Genomic DNA, 17,429 nt, shown 5'->3' with positions numbered 1-17,429 from the left:
TGTTGTTTCTATGAAAATTAAGTGAAGGTTTTTTCACGGCGTTCGCGTTTGTCCCTGTAGAAGGCGGTTTTCGTTACCGCCTGTGAAACAGGGAATAACCATGCGCAAACTGAGCCTGGTTGCCCAGGCAGTGCTGTTTAGCACCGCCTGCCATGCGGCAACCCCCAATAACAACAGCAACTTTGATAGCTTCCTGACCGCTACCGAGAAACAGCAGCAGGACAGCTCCTCCACGCAGTCCATGCACCATCGTCTGCAAAGTGAGCAGCTAGTCGCTACCTTGCCCAAGGTGCAGGGCTACCAGGGGCAAATCGATAAAGCTCTTGGCGCCGCCACCCTGGTGTTTGCCAAAGCCCAAACCAGTAGCGCCGCCAAGATGACCCCCCTTGACCCGGCCACGGCGGCAGACAGCAAAGCGCGAGACTTTTTGCTGCATCAAGTTGGCAAGATGAGCCTGGACCGCACCAGCATCACCCAGGCAAAGCTTATCGACAGCCCAGTTGCAAACGGCAACGGGATGACGGTGCTGCGCTATCGCCAGCAACTCAATGGTATCGAAGTTTACGGCCGCCAGGTGGCGGTGCTGCTGGATAAAAACAGCAAACCGGTAGCGGCGTCGGGCTATTTTGCCCCGCAGTCTGCGGCCACCAGTAAAACCGCGGCCACCCTCAGTGCCAAAGAGGCACTGCTAAAAGCCTGGCAGGATCAGGGCCTTGAGCTGGACCCCGCTAGTTTGACCGAGGGCAGCGGTAATGCCCGTTTTCAGCAATTTGCGTTTGCCGGTGAGCTGACTGACGACACCCGTCCAGCTGCCAAGCAGTACGTACGTCAGATCTGGTATCCCCTGGCCGATGGCAGCCTGGTGCTTGCCTATCAGGTGGTCGCCTCCGGTGAAAGCGCCGATGGCGCCACCCAAAGCGGTTATGGCTATGTGATTGATGCTGCCAGTGGCAAGGTGCTGGCCCGCAATAACCTAGTGGCCTTTGAGAAATTCAATTACTACGTCTATGGCGATGAAAACGGCCCCTATGATGGCCCGCTCGGCAACGACAAAGTGCCTTTCACCAGTATGCCGTCGGCGCCCTTTGACCGAACCCCTGGGGTGATGAACGACATCAGCCTTGAGCACGGCCCCATCTCCACCGGCGACCCTTGGCTGGCCAGCGGCGCCACTGAAACCACAGGCAACAACACCGATGCCTACCTGGATCTGGACGGCGTGCTCAATGCAGACGGCAGTGACGGCCCCAACGACGGTTTTACCCCCAACTCCGCCGATTTTCGTGCCCAGACCAACGGCGCCAACAGCTTTCACTATGCCCAGCAAGTGGACGGCGACCCCACCACCACCGAAGCCCGCAACGCCGCCATTGTTAACCTCTTCTACATCAACAACTGGCTGCATGACTTTTGGTACGACCATGGCTTTAACGAAGAAGCCGGCAACGCCCAGCAAAGTAACTACGGGCGCGGCGGCATAGAGGGCGACCCGCTGCTCTCCGAGGGCCAGGATGCCAGCTCTACCGACAACGCCAACATGTACACCCCGCCAGACGGCATCAGCCCGCGGATGCAGATGTACCTGTTCTCGGCCCGCGCCATTGGCAGTGTCACCACCAGTGCTGGCGACAGCTACAGCTTTGGTACCGCGAGCTTCGGGCCACAGAGTTTTGATCTGCAAGCGCCCCTGGCCAATTATCTCAACGGCAGCCAGGACAACGCCTGCCGGGCGCCGGACAACCCCGAGGAAATCCAGGGGCATATCGCCCTTATCCACCGTGGCAGCTGCGATTTTACCGTTAAGGTAGCCAATGCCCAGGCGGCCGGTGCCCTTGGGGTGCTGGTGATGAACGGCGACGACAGCATCATCAACATGTCAGGGGTCGATGAAACCCTGACCATTCCCGCCATGTCAGTCAGTGTCACTGATGGCGCCCGCCTTCGCTACCGAATGGAGCACGGCGAGGCCATCACCTTGCACATGAAACGCGAGCTGGCCCTGCCTCACGACGGCACCATGGATAATGGCATCATCGCCCACGAGTATTTTCACCACATCTCCAACCGGCTGATTGGTGATGGCAACGGCCTTGGCAACCAACAGGGCCGAGGCATGGGGGAAGGTTGGTCCGATTTTGCCGCGCTGCTGATGGAAGTGCGGCCAGAAGACCAATTGCTGCCCGGCAACGAGCAGTATCAGGGCGCCTACAGTATCGGCGGTTATGTGCTGGAAAACCCCTACTTTGGTATTCGCCGCTATCCCTACTCAACCGATTTGAACATCAACCCGTTGACCCTGCGCTATATCGAAGTCAACGCCAGCTTGCCGCTCAATATTCCGGTTAACGGTGGCCGTGATGGGGGCAACAACCCCGAGGTGCATAACCTTGGTGAGGTGTGGGCCAGCGCTCTGTGGGAGGTCTATGCCGCTCTCTTGAACGACCCGCGTTATGACTTTGCCAGTGCCCGCGCCCGGATGCAGGACTACATCATCGCCGGGCTTAAGCTAACGCCGGTTATGCCCACCTTCCTTGAGGCCCGCGATGCCTTGTTGGCCGCCGCCCTAGCCACCGACGAAAAGGACTTTCGGTTAATGGCCAAAGCCTTTGCTAAACGCGGCATGGGGGTTGGCGCGGTGGTGCCAAGTCGGGACAGCGTTGATATGAGTGGTGTGAAGGAGAACTTCGACGCCTTTGCCGGTTCGCTAGCAGTAGACAGCGCCATCGTTGATTTCAACTTTGAGGACGGCCATCTGGGCTGGATTGATAACGACGGTATCCTGGACCAAGGTGAGACGGCGCTGTTGACCATCACCCTGACCAACAAGGGCACTAGCGATATCACCGTACCTATCAATGCGCATATCGAATCAAATGCCGACTTCAGTTTCCCTGATGGTAATCAAATCGTTTTTGCCCCTGTCGCCAAAGGCCAGAAGGTAACAGGCTCAATGATGATCACGTTGGATGACGATGAGCCTATTAAACGCGTTTCGTTGTCGGTGATCTTTGATGATGTCAGTCCTGATGAAGAGGCCGTTTTTATTCCTGATACGTTGGAGGGTGCTTTTTATGTCAATTACGACGTAGCACCTCATCAACGGGAGCTTGAGGAGCTGAATCAAATTGCGGCACTTGCAACTGACTGGTCAACGACCATAGACGGAGGGATTTTTGCTGCAAGTGCAGATCCTTCCTACGGCTGGAGCCCTGCTGATTGGAGTGAGTATTATTCCACCGGCTCTGCTTGGTGGGGACAAGCTCCCAGTGCGCCGATCGACTCAAGCCTCGTCACGCCCGAGGTAACAGTAGGTAGTGGAGATTTCACCTTTAACTGGTCGCAGTGGTTTTCTTTCGAGGCAAGAAGCTATGACAGGATAGACGGTGTGCTAGTCCCTATCGGCTGGGATGGTGGGGTTGTGGAGATCAGCATCAACGGTGGTGATTGGCAAGACGTGGTGGATGCTGGTGGCGAGTTTACTCAAGGGTCCAGTTACAACGGCCGGGCATATGCCTTTAATGGGGATGAGGACGCTGCCAATATGCGCCCAGCATATGTTTTTCATGATGTTGGTTCACCAGAAACTACCGAGCTCAATCCTACTCAGCTAAGTTTCGGCACCGCTCTGGCTGGTGACAACGTACGTTTTCGATTCCGTATTGCAACTGACTCTGTTGGCAGTACCACTGGCTGGTTGATTGATAACATCTTCTTTGATGGGATAGTTGAACCTCCCTTTACTGCTGTATTGGCCGAAGACGGCGTCGTGGAAAACCGTCCACCGCACTTTACTTCGGTGCCTGAGCCCGTTACCGCCAACGCCCTGACCTACGCCGGCCAGCCGCTACCGGTGACTCTGGCGGTGACCGCCATCGACGCTGACAACGACACCCTTACTTACCAATGGCTGCAAACCGGCGGCGACGCGGTGACCTTGAGCGACCCGGGTGCAGCAACGGTGACCTTTACCCCTGACAATAAAACCCAGCAACTGACCTTTGAAGTGACGGTCAGCGACGGTCAGCAAAGCATCTCTTCGGACGTGGTGGTGAACATGAAAGCACTGAGCATGGCAGAACCTTCTGAGCCCAGCTCATCTGGCGGTGGCGGCGCCTTCTCGCCCTTGTTGCTGCTGCCGCTGTTGCTGCGTGGGCGCAGTAAAAAGAAATTACTGGCCTTGGGCTCTGGCCTGCTGGCTTCCCTGGCGCTGCCGGTGCAAGCCGCTGGCCAGGCGCAGCGGCTGGCCGAGTTGCCGCTCAGCTTTGAGCAAGACGCCAGCCAGGGTTTTGTGGCCAAAGGCCAGGGGTACCGATTAACCCTTAATCAAGGTGCAGCCAAGCTGTTGATGATGGACCCGCAAAGTCACAGCCCCAGCCACATTCAGGCCAATCTGCTGGGCGCATCCATGACCGGAAAAGCCCAAGGGGAAGGGCTGCTTGGCGGCACCCACAACTACCTGATAGGCAATGACGCCAAAACGTGGCGCCACAACGTGCCGAGCTATCAAAAAGTCCGCTTTGCGGACGTGTATGCCGGCATCGACCTTGTCTATTACGGTAAGCAGCAACTGCTGGAATACGACTTCGTGGTGGCGCCTGGGGCTGACCCGCGCAACATTCAGCTGAGCTACCAGGGCCTGGATGACGCCCGTATCGACCAGAAAGGCGATTTGCTGCTGAGCGTGGCCGGTAAAACCGTGCGCCTAGAGGCGCCGGTGACCTACCAAATGCAAGGCGGCGAGCGCCAACCGGTTGCCAGCCACTATCAGCTGCGCCGCCAGGGCGAAAACTGGGTTGTGGGTTTTGGGGTAGGGGAATACGACCCTGCCCGGCAGTTGGTGATTGACCCGGTGCTCAAATACGCCAGCTTTTATGGCGGTGAAGGCGCCGAAAACCTGGGAGACATGGCTATTGCTCCCAACGGTGACATCCTGGTGGCAGGCTGGACCAACTCCCTGGGCCTGGGCACCGACGGCAGCGTTTACCCCGAGCACGGCGGGGTTGAGGGCAGCAACGAGGGTTTTATCTCCCGCTTTAGCGGCGATGGCCAGCGGCTTATCTACACCACCTACATTGGCGGTACCTATGACGACTACCTGCGTGCCATCGCGGTAGACAAAGACGGCAATGCCTACGTTACCGGCTGGACCTGCTCTACCGATTACCCAATGGTGCAGCCCTATATGGGCAATGCAGAGAGCTACAACTGTAACAGTTTTCTTAGCAAGGTCAGCAGTGATGGCAGCGAGCTGTTGTATTCCACCTTCTTGGGCAGCCCCAGCTACGACGGTATTACCGACGGGCTGGATCTAGTAGTGAATGACCAGCAGCAGGCAACCATAGTGGGCTTTACCGAAGCGCCTGATCTTCCTCTGGTGAATCCCTTGGCATCACCGTCGCCAAAAGTGAATACCGGCTTTGTTACCCGTTTTGCTGCCGATGGGCAGTCGCTTGTGTTCTCAACCTATCTTGGCGGGAGTTACAGCGACGAGATTGATCGCATAGCCCTGGCCAAGGATGGCAGCATTATCCTGGCCGGTACCACCCGCTCGCGGGATATCACCATGGTTAACGCTTATCAGCCGGCGCTGGATCTCTACACCGCTGGTGAAAATGTGTCCTCCTACTCCACCCCCAGAGACGCCTATTTGGTGAAGTTGAGCGCCGATGGCAGCGAGGTAAAATTCAGCACCTATTTTGGGGGTAACAACAACGAATACACCAAAGGGGTAGGGGTCGATGACGATGGCAATATCTATCTGGCCGGTCATACCAACTCCTATATCGAGTTTCCGTTCCTTAACAGCGATAAAACCAACATCGATTCGGTTGGTGACGTGTTCCTCGCCAAATTTACCCCGGATGGCCAATTGGTTTACGCCACTACCTACGGTGGATCTAAGGTAGACGATGGTGGCATGGCTATCGGGGAGGTACTGGGCAATATCCATGTGACGGCCGATGGCGAAGTGCTGTTGGCAGGTACCACGGCCCCGGCTAATTTCCCGGTGGTTAACCCGCCTCCGGGCCTCACTGCCCGCGTGACCAGCCAGGATATTTTTGCCATGCGTATTGGGGCGGTGGATAACGCCAACCCCTCGGTGCCAGCCATATTGTGGTCAACCCGCTTTGGCAGCGAGGTTAACGACCTCACCAGTAACACCGCTATCGGCCTGACCCCAGAGGGCGATGTGGTGGTGGCCGGTAATGTCTCGGCTGGCAGCAGTGTGCCGTTAAAAGACGCCTATCAAGATACCTTTGGCGGCAGTGGCAATACTGCTGGCGATCTGTACCTGGTGAAAATCGGTGACGGTGAACCAGAGAACGACCAACTGGCCTTTGTCAGCGCCCAAACCCAGGTGGATGCCACCCAGCCCGGTACCGTGACCCTGGCGGTGAGCCGCGCTGGCAATACGGCCGGTACCATCAGCCTGCCCTGGAGCACGGTCGATGGCAGCGCTGTTGCCGGCCGTGATTACCAGGCCGCCAGTGGCACCTTGCAATGGGCGCCGGGGGATACCGCCACCAAGCTTATCGAGGTGGAGGTGATGGCGGTTGAGGGCAATCGCGACTTCCAGGTTGCCCTGCAGGCGCCGCTCGCCACCGGCACCAACGTGGCCCTTGGCGAGGCCAGCACTGTGACCGTGACCCTGGCCGGTACACCAGAGCCCCAACCGGCTCCCCCGGCAGGCTCGGGCGGTGGCGGCAGCGCCGGGTTTTTAACCCTGCTGCTGCTGGCCCTTCGGCGCCGCCGCTAAACCATTACACCCCGCCTGCTGGCGGGGTTTTTTATGCCAAGCCCCTTTGCGGGGCTTTTTATTTTGCGTCGGCATATTCGCTTGGGCGTTCAATAAAGATTGTTTTTCATCCTATGACGAAGGTCACTTTCCGGCGCCTCTGGTGTCGGTTTGAGCTGTTGTTCTCTCTTTTTAAATCGTATACGGTATTTTTTATTCGCTTTGTTGGCGGCGGCGCAATGGCCTGGCAAGGGCCTTGCCTTTACCGGCGCTCCCAAAGCGATAAAGGCGACTTCATTCATATAAAAACAACGCGTTAGGATTTCAGTTATGACAGAGCCCTCTTCCCGCCGCCTCCCCAATGCCCTGGAGATCTCGCTGCTGGCCCTGGCCATCATCGGGGTGATTTTCCTGTTCGTCCATGTGCTGGAGATGGCTATCCAACTGGCGCTGCTGGGCTGCTGGTTTGTGATGCTGGGCTTTGGCAAATACCTCAAGCTCGATTACGGGCGGATGCAGGACGGCATTACCGCCGGCATCAACCAGGGCATGGACGCCATTTTGGTGCTGATCGCCGTTGGCGCCCTGATCGGCAGCTGGATGGCTGGTGGCATCGTGCCCAACATCATCTACCTGGGGCTGTCGGTGATGGACCCCAACATCTTTTTGATGGCGGCGTTTTTCATCTGCATGGTCACCTCCCTTGCCACTGGCACCTCCTTTGGCACCGCCGGTACCGCCGGGGTAGCGATGATGGGTATTGGCGCCGGTTTTGACTTTCCCATGCCGCTGGTGGCGGGGGCGGTGATCAGCGGCGCCTACGTGGGCGACAAGCTCTCGCCGCTGTCTGACACCACGGTCATGACAGCCTCCCTGTGCAAGGTGGGCCTTATCGACCACGTAAAATCCATGCTCTACGTGGCGGTGCCGGCAGTGACCCTCAGTGGCCTGCTGTTTTTGCTGGTGGGCTTTCAGTACGGCCATGGCGGCAACGTCGGCCGGGCTACTCAGGTGATGGAAGCGCTGTCCGGGCAATATCAGATTGCCTGGTACATGCTGCTGCCGGCGCTGGCGGTGATCGCCATGCTGGTGATGAAGCTGCCGTCGGTGCCGGTGATTTTCTTTGGCGCCGTGCTGGGCGTGGTGTGGGCTTGCCTGTTCGAGCAGATGCCGCTGGTGGCGGCCATCAAGACCCTCTACGAGGGCAACCATATCCAGTCGAGCCTCGAGTTTCTCAATATCCTGCTTAACCGCGGCGGTATTGTCTCGATGCTGGAGGTGATCATGCTGGTGATACTGGCCCTTGGCCTTGGCGGCCTGATGGAGGTAACCGGGGTCTTGGCCACCATCTCCAACGGCCTGCAGCGCTGGGCCACCAACCAGGGGCGTTTGGGGCTGTCTACCATCTTTGCTGGCTTCTTGGGTAACTTCCTAGGGGGCGCGGCTTATGTGTCTCTTATTACCGCCACCACCATCACCGCCAAGAACTACGACAAGCTGGGGGTAGACCGGCGGGTGCTGTCCCGTAACACCGAGGCGGGCGGCACCGTTACCACCCCGATGATCCCTTGGACCGATGGCGGCGTCTTTATGGCCACCACCCTGGGGGTGGCCACCACCGCTTACCTGCCATATCTGTGGTACCACTTTATCGGGCTGTCTATCTCTATCTTCTATTGCTACGCCAACATCTTTTGCTTCGATAAAAAAAAGGCCGCAGATGAGGCGCCCGAGGCGGCGCTGGAAGCGGAATGACCAAAAAGGCCGGGTTGCACCCCGGCCTTTCATTTTTTGGCAATCTGCTGCCAACAGACTGTCTCCACCCCGGAGCGCCAGGCAGTAGGCAGCGCAGCGGGTATATAGTATAATGTTTGCCTAAGCTCGTTACTTATGCCGCACCTAGATAAGCCTTTCCTCTTTCGTGCCAGCACCGCGCTTTGCAGAAACTGCCGTTAGGCTTCGGAGCCAATATGTCATCAATTGTGGTCAAGACCCTGTCCGAACAGGCATACGAGATCTTGCGCGAACGGATCCTGTCAAATGACATGGCCCCGTCCAAGCCGATCCGCCAAGATGCCCTGTCCAAGGGGCTGGGGGTCAGCAAGATCCCGCTGCGAGAAGCCCTGACCCGCCTCGAACACGACGGCCTGCTTATCTCGCATCCCAACCGGGGCTTTTTGGTCCGCCCGCTGACCATAGACGAAGCCGAAGACGTGTTTCACCTGCGGATGACGGTCGAGCCAGAGGCGGCTGCCGACGCCTGCAAAGTTGCAACCGACGAAGAGCGCGCCTATGCCGAGCAGGTGTTTATCAAGCTGCGCGCCCTGTCGGACGAGTGCTCCCCCGATGCGGTATCCATCAACCGCCAGTTCCACCTGGCGCTGACGGCCCCGGCCAAGCGCAGTGTTACCCAAAACGTATTGCTCAAGCTGCACCTGCTGTCCGAGCGTTACGTGCGCAAACACCTTGAGCCACCTAATCGTGAGGAAAGCGCCTTCCACGAGCATCAACTGATCTTTGATGCCTGGATGGCCCGCGACGCCAAGCTGGTCAAAAAGCTCATCAAAGACCACACCAAAGGCACCCTGGACGATCTGCGCCAACAGCTCCAGGCCGAATAAGCCAAAAAGCCAACCTCCGGGTTGGCTTTTTTTATGGCGCCAAAGCGCCGCTGTGGCAGGTTCTGTGGTGCGTTGCTCACTTAGTATTTTATATATAGTATACGGAATGAGGTTCTCAGGACGACGGAGCAAAGGGTGCCCAGTATTGCGATCATCGGTGGCGGCGTGGTGGGCCGCTGCAGTGCCTTTCACCTGCAAAGCCGCGGCTTTGATGTCACGGTGCTGGACGACGATCCGGCCCTAGCGGCGCCGTCTTGGAACAACGCCGGCCACATTGCTACCGAGCAGCCAGCACCCTTGGCGTCCATCGCCGCCATCCGCTCGGCCCCCAGGCGCCTGTTCCGGGTAGGGGGCGCCCTGGATTTTGATTTCTCCGCCCCCGGCATTTATCGCTGGATCTGGCGCTACCTTATAGCCGCGACCCCCCGCCGTTTTGCCAAAGGCAAGGCCGCCCTTGGCGCCCTGGTGGCCAATGCCGACCAAGCCTGGGCGGCTCTGGCTGAAGAGTTGGGCGAGCCGGCCCTGGTGCAAAACGCCGGGCACTGGGTACTGTGGGAGTCGCCCAAAAGCGCTGCCAAGGGCTTGCAGCACTGGCAGCAGGCCGACATTGGCACCGCGGATTTTGCGCCGCTCTCCCAGGAGGCGTTGGGGGCGCTTGAGCAAAAGCTCAGCGAGCCGCTGCAAGGGGGCATTGCCTTTACCGGCACCGGCCAGGTTGCCCGCCATCAAGCCCTGGCCAAGGCCTTGAAAACCGCCTTTATCGCCAGGGGTGGCCAGTGGCTGAGCCAAAGCGCCGCGCCGCTGGTTATCAAGGAGGGCAGGGCGACGCTGCCCGGCGGGGCGGACTTTGACAAAATCCTGGTATGCGCCGGAGCCGCTTCTGCCAAGGTGCTGGCCAATATCCACCCCGGAGTGCCGCTGATGGCCGAGCGCGGCTATCACATCGAAGCCGACTGTGACGACAGCCTCTGGCCTGCCGGTTTGCCGCCGGTGGTTTTTGAAGACCGCTCCCTGATAGTGACCCGCTTTGGCGACCGGCTGCGGGCTTGCAGCTTTGTGGAGCTGAGCTCCCTTGATGCCAAACCCGACCCGCGCAAATGGCAGCAGCTGCTGCGCCACGCGGCCGAGCTCGGCCTGCCTTTTGCCCATAACCTCAGCCAGTGGTACGGCGCCAGGCCGACCCTGCCCGATTACCTGCCAGCCATGGGCCAGAGCGACAAGGCCAGCAATCTTTACTATGCCTTTGGCCACCAGCACCTGGGGCTGACCCTGGCCCCGGCCACCGCCATTTTGCTCGGCCAGTTGCTAAGCGGCGAAAAAATGGCGCAGCCCCTGGCCCCTTTCTCGCTGGCGCGTTTTGGCTGCTAGCCCAGTAAAAATGTGGCCTGGCTCAGATTTAATCAAGCTGTCACAGATAACGGCTTGAACGAATTTAGTATACGATATAATGTATATGTGAATTTAAAGTTGTAACTATCCAGTGAGGAAATGATGAGTATGCAATGGTCCGGTGTGTTCCCTGCGGCAACCACGCAGTTTGACGAAAACCTCGCAATCGATCTCAAGGCCACCCAGCAAGGGTTTACCAACCTGCTCAACGACGGTGTCGATGGCCTGGTGATCATCGGTACCTGCGGTGAGAACAACTCCCTGGAGCCCGAAGAAAAACGCACCGTGGTAGCAGCCGCTGTGGAAGCCAAAGGCAAGAGCCCCATCATCGCCGGGGTATCCGAGTTCACCACCGAGCGCGCCATCGCTTTTGCCAAAGACGCCGAGAAACTGGGCGCAGACGCCCTGATGCTGCTGCCGGCCATGGTGTATGTGCCCACCGAAGACGAGCTGATCGCCCACTTCAAGGCCGTGGCCGCTGCCACCAACCTGCCGATCATGCTCTACAACAACCCCACCTCTTACCGGGTGAATATCGGCATCGAGTCCCTGGCCAAGCTGGTTGAGGTAGACAACATCGTTGCCATCAAGGAAAGCGCCGCCGATACCCGCCGCTACACCGACCTTATCAATGCCTATGGCGACCGCTTCCACGTGCTGGCGGGCCTCGATGACGTGGCTCTCGAAGGCATGATGCTGGGCGCCTGCGCCTGGATCTCCGGTTTGACCTCCGCTTTCCCGCAAGAATCGGTAGAGCTGGTTCGCGCCTTTAACGCCGGCGATATGGCCCGCGCCCTTGAGATTTACCGCTGGTTCATGCCGCTGCTGCACCTCGATGCCGGTTACGATCTGGTACAAGCCATCAAGCTTGCCGAAGAGATCATGGGCCGCGGCTCCGAGCGGGTACGTATGCCTCGCCTGCCGCTGGCTGGCAAGCGCCGCGAAGAAGTGATTGCCATGGTGGAAAAAGCCGCCGCCACCCGTCCTACCCAACGCTAACGGTCGAGGCCGCACCATGAGGCATACCTTTTTCTGTATCGATGGGCATACCGCCGGTAACCCGGTACGCCTGGTGGTTGGCGGCCATCCGCCCCTTGGCGGCGAAAGCCTCAGCGACATGCGCCAGCAGTTTATGGCCGAGTTCGACTGGATCCGTAAGGGCCTGATGTTCGAGCCCCGTGGCCACGACATGATGTCTGGCGGCTTTATCTACCCGCCCAAAGACCCTCGCGCCGATTTCGGGGTGGTGTTTATCGAGACCAGCGGTTGCCTGCCCATGTGCGGCCACGGCTCTATCGGCATCATCACCTTTGGCCTGGAACACGGCCTTATTACCCCCAAGACCGAGGGGCGCCTGGTGATGGAAGCCCCGGCCGGGCTTATCGAAGTGGAATATCAAAAGACCGGCGCCAAGGTTGAATGGGTCAAGCTGCGCAACGTGCCCAGTTATCTGGCCGCCGAAGGCATCGAGATTGACGTGCCCGGTTTTGGCCCCCTGACCCTGGATGTGGCCTACGGCGGCAACTACTACGCCATCGTCGACCCCCAGCCGGGTTATAGCGGCCTCGACAGCCTCTCGGCCAGCGACATTCTGCGGTTAAGCCCGCAAATTCGCGCCGCGGTGCAGGCCCAGTTCAAGCCGGTACACCCCTTAAATCCCGCCATCAATGGCGTCAGCCATGTGCTGTGGGCCGACAAACCGGCCTCAAGCGATGCCCATGGCCGCAACGCGGTGTTCTACGGCGACAAGGCCATAGACCGCAGCCCCTGCGGCACCGGCACCTCGGCGCGCATGGCGCAGCTTGCGGCCAAGGGCGTGCTTAAACCCGGCGATACCTTTATCCACGAAAGCTATATCAAAAGCCGCTTTATCGGCCGGGTGGAAGCGGCCACCGAGCTTGCCGGGCAAAGCGCCATCATTCCCTCCATTCAGGGAACGGCCTATGCCACCGGCTTTAACCAGATTTGGATTGATGACCAGGAGCCCTTCCCGGAAGGTTTCTTGGTGGTGTAAGGAAAGTTGTAATGCAGGTTATTGAATTATTTCACCATATTGGCGGTGAGCCGGTTGCGGGCGAGGCCCTGCTGGCCCAGTACAACCCCGCCGATGCCACCGACCTTAAAGTGGCCATTCCGGTGGCAGACGCCGCCCTGGTTGCCAAGGCGGTAGCCAGCGCCGAGCAGGCCTTTGGCCGCTTTCGCGATCAGGGCATCGAGGCCCGCTCCGACGCCTTGGCTAAAGTGGCCAGCCTTATCAACGCCAAAAGCGACGAGCTGGCCCGGCTGATCGCCCGGGAAACCGGTAAGACCCTGGGCGATGCCAAGGGCGAAGTGGGCCGCGCCGCCCGGATCTTCAGCTTTTTTGCCGGCGAAGCCCTACGCATTGTCGGCGAGCGGCTTGAGTCCACCCGCAATGGCGCCATGGTGGAAATCGAATACGCCCCCAAAGGGGTGATTGGCCAAATCACTCCCTGGAATTTTCCCATCGCCATTCCTGCCTGGAAAATCGCCCCGGCGCTCGCCTTTGGCAACACCGTGGTGTGGAAGCCTTCTGAGCTTTCTTCTGCCACCGGTGCGGCGCTGATGGCAATTATTGCCGAAGCCGGCGTTATGCCTGGTGCTGTGAACATGGTGCTGGGCGCTGGCGAGACCGGCGCGGCCATTTGCAGCCACCCCGGCGTAGATGCCCTGAGCTTTACCGGCTCGGTGGCCACCGGCAAGAAGGTGCGCATGGCCGCTGCCGAGCGCGGCGTGGCGGTGCAAACCGAGATGGGCGGCGTCAATGCGCTCCTAGTACTCAAAGATTGCGACCTTAACAGCGCCGTGGAAACCGCCCTTAACGGCGCCTTCCTGGCCGCTGGCCAGCGCTGCACCGCCACCTCGCGCATTATCGTTGAAGAGGCCATCGCCGATGCTTTTGTCGAGCGCCTGAGCCTTCGCATCAGCGAGCACCGCTTGGGTAACCCGCTGGACGGCGCTACCCACATCGGGCCGCTGGCCTCCAAAGGCCAGAAGGCGCTGATAAGCCGCCAGAGTGCCGCCATGGAGCGCCACCCCGGTGCCCAACTGGTGTTTGGCGGTACGGCCCAAGAGCTGCCCGAGTGCTTTTTCGCCCCCACCCTGTTTGACCACGCAAAACCGACAGACCCCATCGCCCAGGAAGAGATCTTCGGGCCGGTGGCGGCGGTGTTTCGGGTGGCCGATTACGAGGCGGGGCTGGCCATGGTCAACGACAGCCGCTTTGGGCTCTCGGCCGGCCTTTGCACCGGTTCGCTTAAATACAGCGAGCATTTCAAACGTTACGCCCGTGCCGGCATGTTGATGATCAACCTGCCCACCGCCGGTATCGACTACCACGTGCCCTTTGGCGGCGTGGGCGCCTCCAGCTACGGCGCCCGCGAGCAGGGCAGGGCTGCCAAAGAGTTTTACACCCATACCAGGACGACCTACCTCAAGGCTTAAGTCCGCCCAAAGGGCCCCGATGGTGATGCCATTGCGGGCCCTTTTTTTATCTAAGGAAGACTGCCGTGACCGTTATCCGAAAAGCCCCGTTCTATGCATTTTTGAGTCTGCTGTTGTTGTTATCGGCCTGTCAGCAGATGCCGCCTGCGGCCATCAGCCATGACAACGACTGGGAAAACCCGGCGGTGTTTCGGATAAACAAATTACCGGCAAGGGCCTGGTTCACCCCCTACCAGAGCGCCGCCCTGGCGGCGGCAGGGGATGAAGGGGCGTCGAGCCAGCAGCTCTCCCTTAACGGCCAGTGGGCCTTTCATTTCTCCCCCACCCCAGAGGGCCGGCCCAAAGATTTTTACCGGCCCGATTTTGATGTCAGCCAATGGGCGAAGATTGCGGTGCCCGGCAACTGGCAGATGCAGGGCTATGACTACCCCATCTATGTGAGCGCCGGTTACCCCTTTAAGCCGCAAAAGCCCTTTATTGACCACAGCTATGCCCCGGTGGGCTCGTATCGGCGCGACTTCACCCTGCCTGCGAGCAGCGATGGCCAGCGCATTATCCTCACCTTTGGCGCCGTTAAATCGGCCTTTTATGTGTGGGTGAACGGCGCCAAGGTGGGCTATAGCCAGGACTCCAAGCTCCCGGCCGAATTTGACATCACCGAGCTGGTGCACCCCGGCGCCAACACCCTGGCACTAGAGGTGTATCGCTACAGCGACGGCAGCTACTTAGAAGACCAGGATTTTTGGCGCATGAGCGGCATTCCCCGCGATGTGCAGCTAAAGATGGTGCCTAAAACCGCGCTTTGGGATTTTCACGCCCTGGCGGGGCTGAGCAATCACTACCAGGACGGCACCTTGGATCTGGCGGTGGAGCTGGCCAACACCGAGCCATTCCCGGCCAGCAGCGAGGTTCAGGCGCGGCTTTATGACGGCGCCAAGGTTATCTGGCAGCAAAGCCGGGCTCTGGCCCTGGCGCCGGCGAGCCATGGTAAGGCCCAGTTCAAGGCCACGCTTGCTGCCGTCAAGGCCTGGTCGGCCGAGCAGCCCAACCTTTATCGCCTGGAGCTGACCCTTAAAAACGGCGCCAAGATCAGCCAAGTGGTCAGCCAAGCCATTGGTTTTCGAAGCGTCGAGCTCAAAGGCGGCCAGCTTTTGGTGAACGGCGAGGCGGTGACCATCAAAGGGGTAAACCGCCACGAGCACGACCCGGTAACGGGCCAGACCATCAGCCGTGAGAGCATGCTGCGCGACATCAAGATGATGAAGCAAAACAACATCAACGCGGTGCGCAGCTCCCACTACCCCAACGACCCTTACTGGTATCGTTTGTGCGACCAGTTTGGCCTGTATGTGATTGACGAGGCCAACCTCGAAGCCCACGGCTACGGCTTTGACGAGCATGGCCTGGGTAACGATCCGCAGTTTAAAGAGGCCATCCTCGACCGGCTGCGGGGCATGATTTTGCGTGACCGCAACCACCCGTCCATCATCTCCTGGTCGCTGGGTAATGAAATCAGCCCCGGTGCCAACATGGCCGCCGAATACCGCCTGGCCAAAGCCATGGACCCAAGCCGGGTGGTGCAGTTTGAGTTTCGCCGCTTCTGGTACCACGAGAAGATGACCGACATCATCTCCTGGATGTACGCCGACCGGGAGATGCTCACCGACAAGTATCTCGGCAAGTACCCCGACCGTCCCTTTATCTGGATTGAATATGCCCACTCCATGGGCAACAGCGACGGCAACCTCAAGGAGCTGTGGGATTTCGTGCGCAGCCACCGCCAACTGCAAGGCGGCTACATCTGGGATTGGGTTGACCAGGGGCTACTTAAACACGACGCCGAGGGCCGCGCTTATTTTGGTTACGGCGGCGATTTTGAGCCCCCCGGCGGCCAGAACGACGGCAACTTCTGCGCCAATGGCCTGGTCAGCAGCGACCGTACCCCGCACCCGGCTCTGATTGAGGTGAAAAAGACCTACCAAAACCTGGCCATCAGCCGCACCGAAAACGGCCAGTACCAGCTTGAAAACCGCTTTTATTTTACTGATTTGAGCGGTTTTTACGGGCGCTGGACGCTGCTCGAAGACGGCCAGCCCATCCTCACCGGTGCCACCCCGGCGTTGCTGGCCGCGCCCCGTGCCCACCAGCGCTTTGCCCTCGGCCAATTGGCGGATTTTCACTACCGGCCCGGCCACGAATACGCCGTGACCTTCGGTTTTTTCCAAAAGGCCGCCACCCCCTACAGCCCGGCGGATTTTGAAGTGGCAAGCGAGCAGTTCGTGCTGAAAAAGGCGCCGCCACTGGCCCCGGCGGCCAAAGGCCCGGCCCTTGCGGTCAGCCAGCGCTATGGCGAGGTGAGCGTAACCAGCGGCGCTGTTGCCATGCGCTTTAACACCCTTAATGGCCGCCTGGAAAGCTACCGGGTCAAAGGGGTTGAAACCTTGAAGGAGGGACTCTTCCCTAACTTCTGGCGGCCGCTTACCGATAACGACTACGGCAACAAGTTCGGCCAGCAAAGCGCGGCCTTTTACAAAGAGGCGGCCGCCAAGGCCGAAGTCACCTTGGTGAAGGTGCAAAAAGACGGCGCCGACCTGCGGCTGCACCTGGCGCTCGCCTTTCCTACCCTGCACAGCCAAGGGAGCCTGGATTATCGCATCAGCCCCGGCGGCGTTATTCGCCTCGATTACCAGGCGCAGCTTGCCAAAGACTTGCCGGAGATGCCGCGTTTTGGGGTGAAATTTCAAATGCCTCAGGGGTTTGACCAAGCGCGCTGGTACGGCCGTGGCCCCCAGGAGAACTATCAGGATCGCAAGCAAAGCGCCTACCTCGGCATTTACCAGGCCAAGGTGAGCGACCTTTACACCCCCTATATTCGCCCCCAGGAAAACGGTAACCGTAGCGACAACCGCTGGCTGGCTCTGACCAACGGCGCCGGTATTGGCCTGCGTATTACCGGCGGGCCCACCTTTGACTTTGGCGCCCACCACAACACCCTGGCCGATTTTGACCAGCCCAAAGACGGCCCTAACCGCCACACCAGCGATATCCAGCCTCGGCCGCTGACCGAGGTCACCCTGGACCTTCGCCAGCGCGGCTTGGGGGGCGACACCAGCTGGGGCGCGCTGCCTTATAAACCGTACCGGCTTCTGCCGGCCGAGCATCAGGGCCCCTACGCCCTGCACCTCTACCTAAGCCCCTTGGGCCTTTGACAAAAAGGGTTT

General features: G+C 59.4%; 9 protein-coding genes. 8 read left to right on the top strand and 1 reads right to left on the bottom strand.

What is annotated here, in order from left to right; genetic code table 11:
* Positions 1 to 100: 100 nt before the first annotated feature.
* Entirely contained in the window at positions 101 to 6,757 is a 6,657-nt protein-coding gene (locus AC22G1_RS14910) for a M36 family metallopeptidase (protein WP_487314075.1), read from the top strand.
* Between the two features lie 89 nt (positions 6,758 to 6,846).
* Here AC22G1_RS14910 and AC22G1_RS14905 read toward each other — a convergent pair whose 3' ends face one another.
* Positions 6,847 to 7,038 (bottom strand): hypothetical protein, encoded by a 192-nt coding sequence (locus AC22G1_RS14905; RefSeq protein WP_487314074.1) that lies wholly within the window; start codon positions 7,036 to 7,038, stop codon positions 6,847 to 6,849.
* Between the two features lie 28 nt (positions 7,039 to 7,066).
* On the opposite strand from AC22G1_RS14905, the gene nhaC reads away from it, so the two are divergent.
* The 7 genes from nhaC to lacZ all read left to right on the top strand — a co-directional run bounded on the left by nhaC (position 7,067) and on the right by lacZ (position 17,417).
* Positions 7,067 to 8,491 carry a Na+/H+ antiporter NhaC gene (gene nhaC / locus AC22G1_RS14900; protein ID WP_487314073.1) on the top strand — a complete coding sequence of 475 codons (1,425 nt, stop codon included), beginning with the start codon at positions 7,067 to 7,069 and terminating at the stop codon, positions 8,489 to 8,491.
* Positions 8,492 to 8,706: 215 nt separating this feature from the next.
* Positions 8,707 to 9,357 carry a GntR family transcriptional regulator gene (locus AC22G1_RS14895; protein ID WP_050658307.1) on the top strand — a complete coding sequence of 217 codons (651 nt, stop codon included), beginning with the start codon at positions 8,707 to 8,709 and terminating at the stop codon, positions 9,355 to 9,357.
* 135 nt (positions 9,358 to 9,492) lie between these two features.
* A complete protein-coding gene (locus AC22G1_RS14890; RefSeq protein ID WP_487314072.1) occupies positions 9,493 to 10,725 on the top strand; it encodes an NAD(P)/FAD-dependent oxidoreductase in 1,233 nt (410 codons plus the stop codon).
* Positions 10,726 to 10,848: 123 nt separating this feature from the next.
* Positions 10,849 to 11,745 (top strand): dihydrodipicolinate synthase family protein, encoded by an 897-nt coding sequence (locus tag AC22G1_RS14885; protein WP_487314071.1) that lies wholly within the window; start codon positions 10,849 to 10,851, stop codon positions 11,743 to 11,745.
* Between the two features lie 16 nt (positions 11,746 to 11,761).
* The gene (locus tag AC22G1_RS14880) at positions 11,762 to 12,760 is read left to right on the top strand and encodes a 4-hydroxyproline epimerase (protein ID WP_487314070.1); all 999 of its coding nucleotides are present in this window, start codon (positions 11,762 to 11,764) and stop codon (positions 12,758 to 12,760) included.
* Between the two features lie 11 nt (positions 12,761 to 12,771).
* Entirely contained in the window at positions 12,772 to 14,208 is a 1,437-nt protein-coding gene (locus tag AC22G1_RS14875; RefSeq protein ID WP_487314069.1) for an aldehyde dehydrogenase family protein, read from the top strand.
* Positions 14,209 to 14,273: 65 nt separating this feature from the next.
* The gene (gene lacZ, locus AC22G1_RS14870) at positions 14,274 to 17,417 is read left to right on the top strand and encodes a beta-galactosidase, LacZ type (protein ID WP_487314068.1); all 3,144 of its coding nucleotides are present in this window, start codon (positions 14,274 to 14,276) and stop codon (positions 17,415 to 17,417) included.
* The last annotated feature ends 12 nt before the right edge of the window (positions 17,418 to 17,429 follow it).

The sequence above is a fragment of the Gallaecimonas zhanjiangensis genome (assembly GCF_057624825.1).
This window is presented reverse-complemented; position numbering and strand designations above follow the sequence as displayed.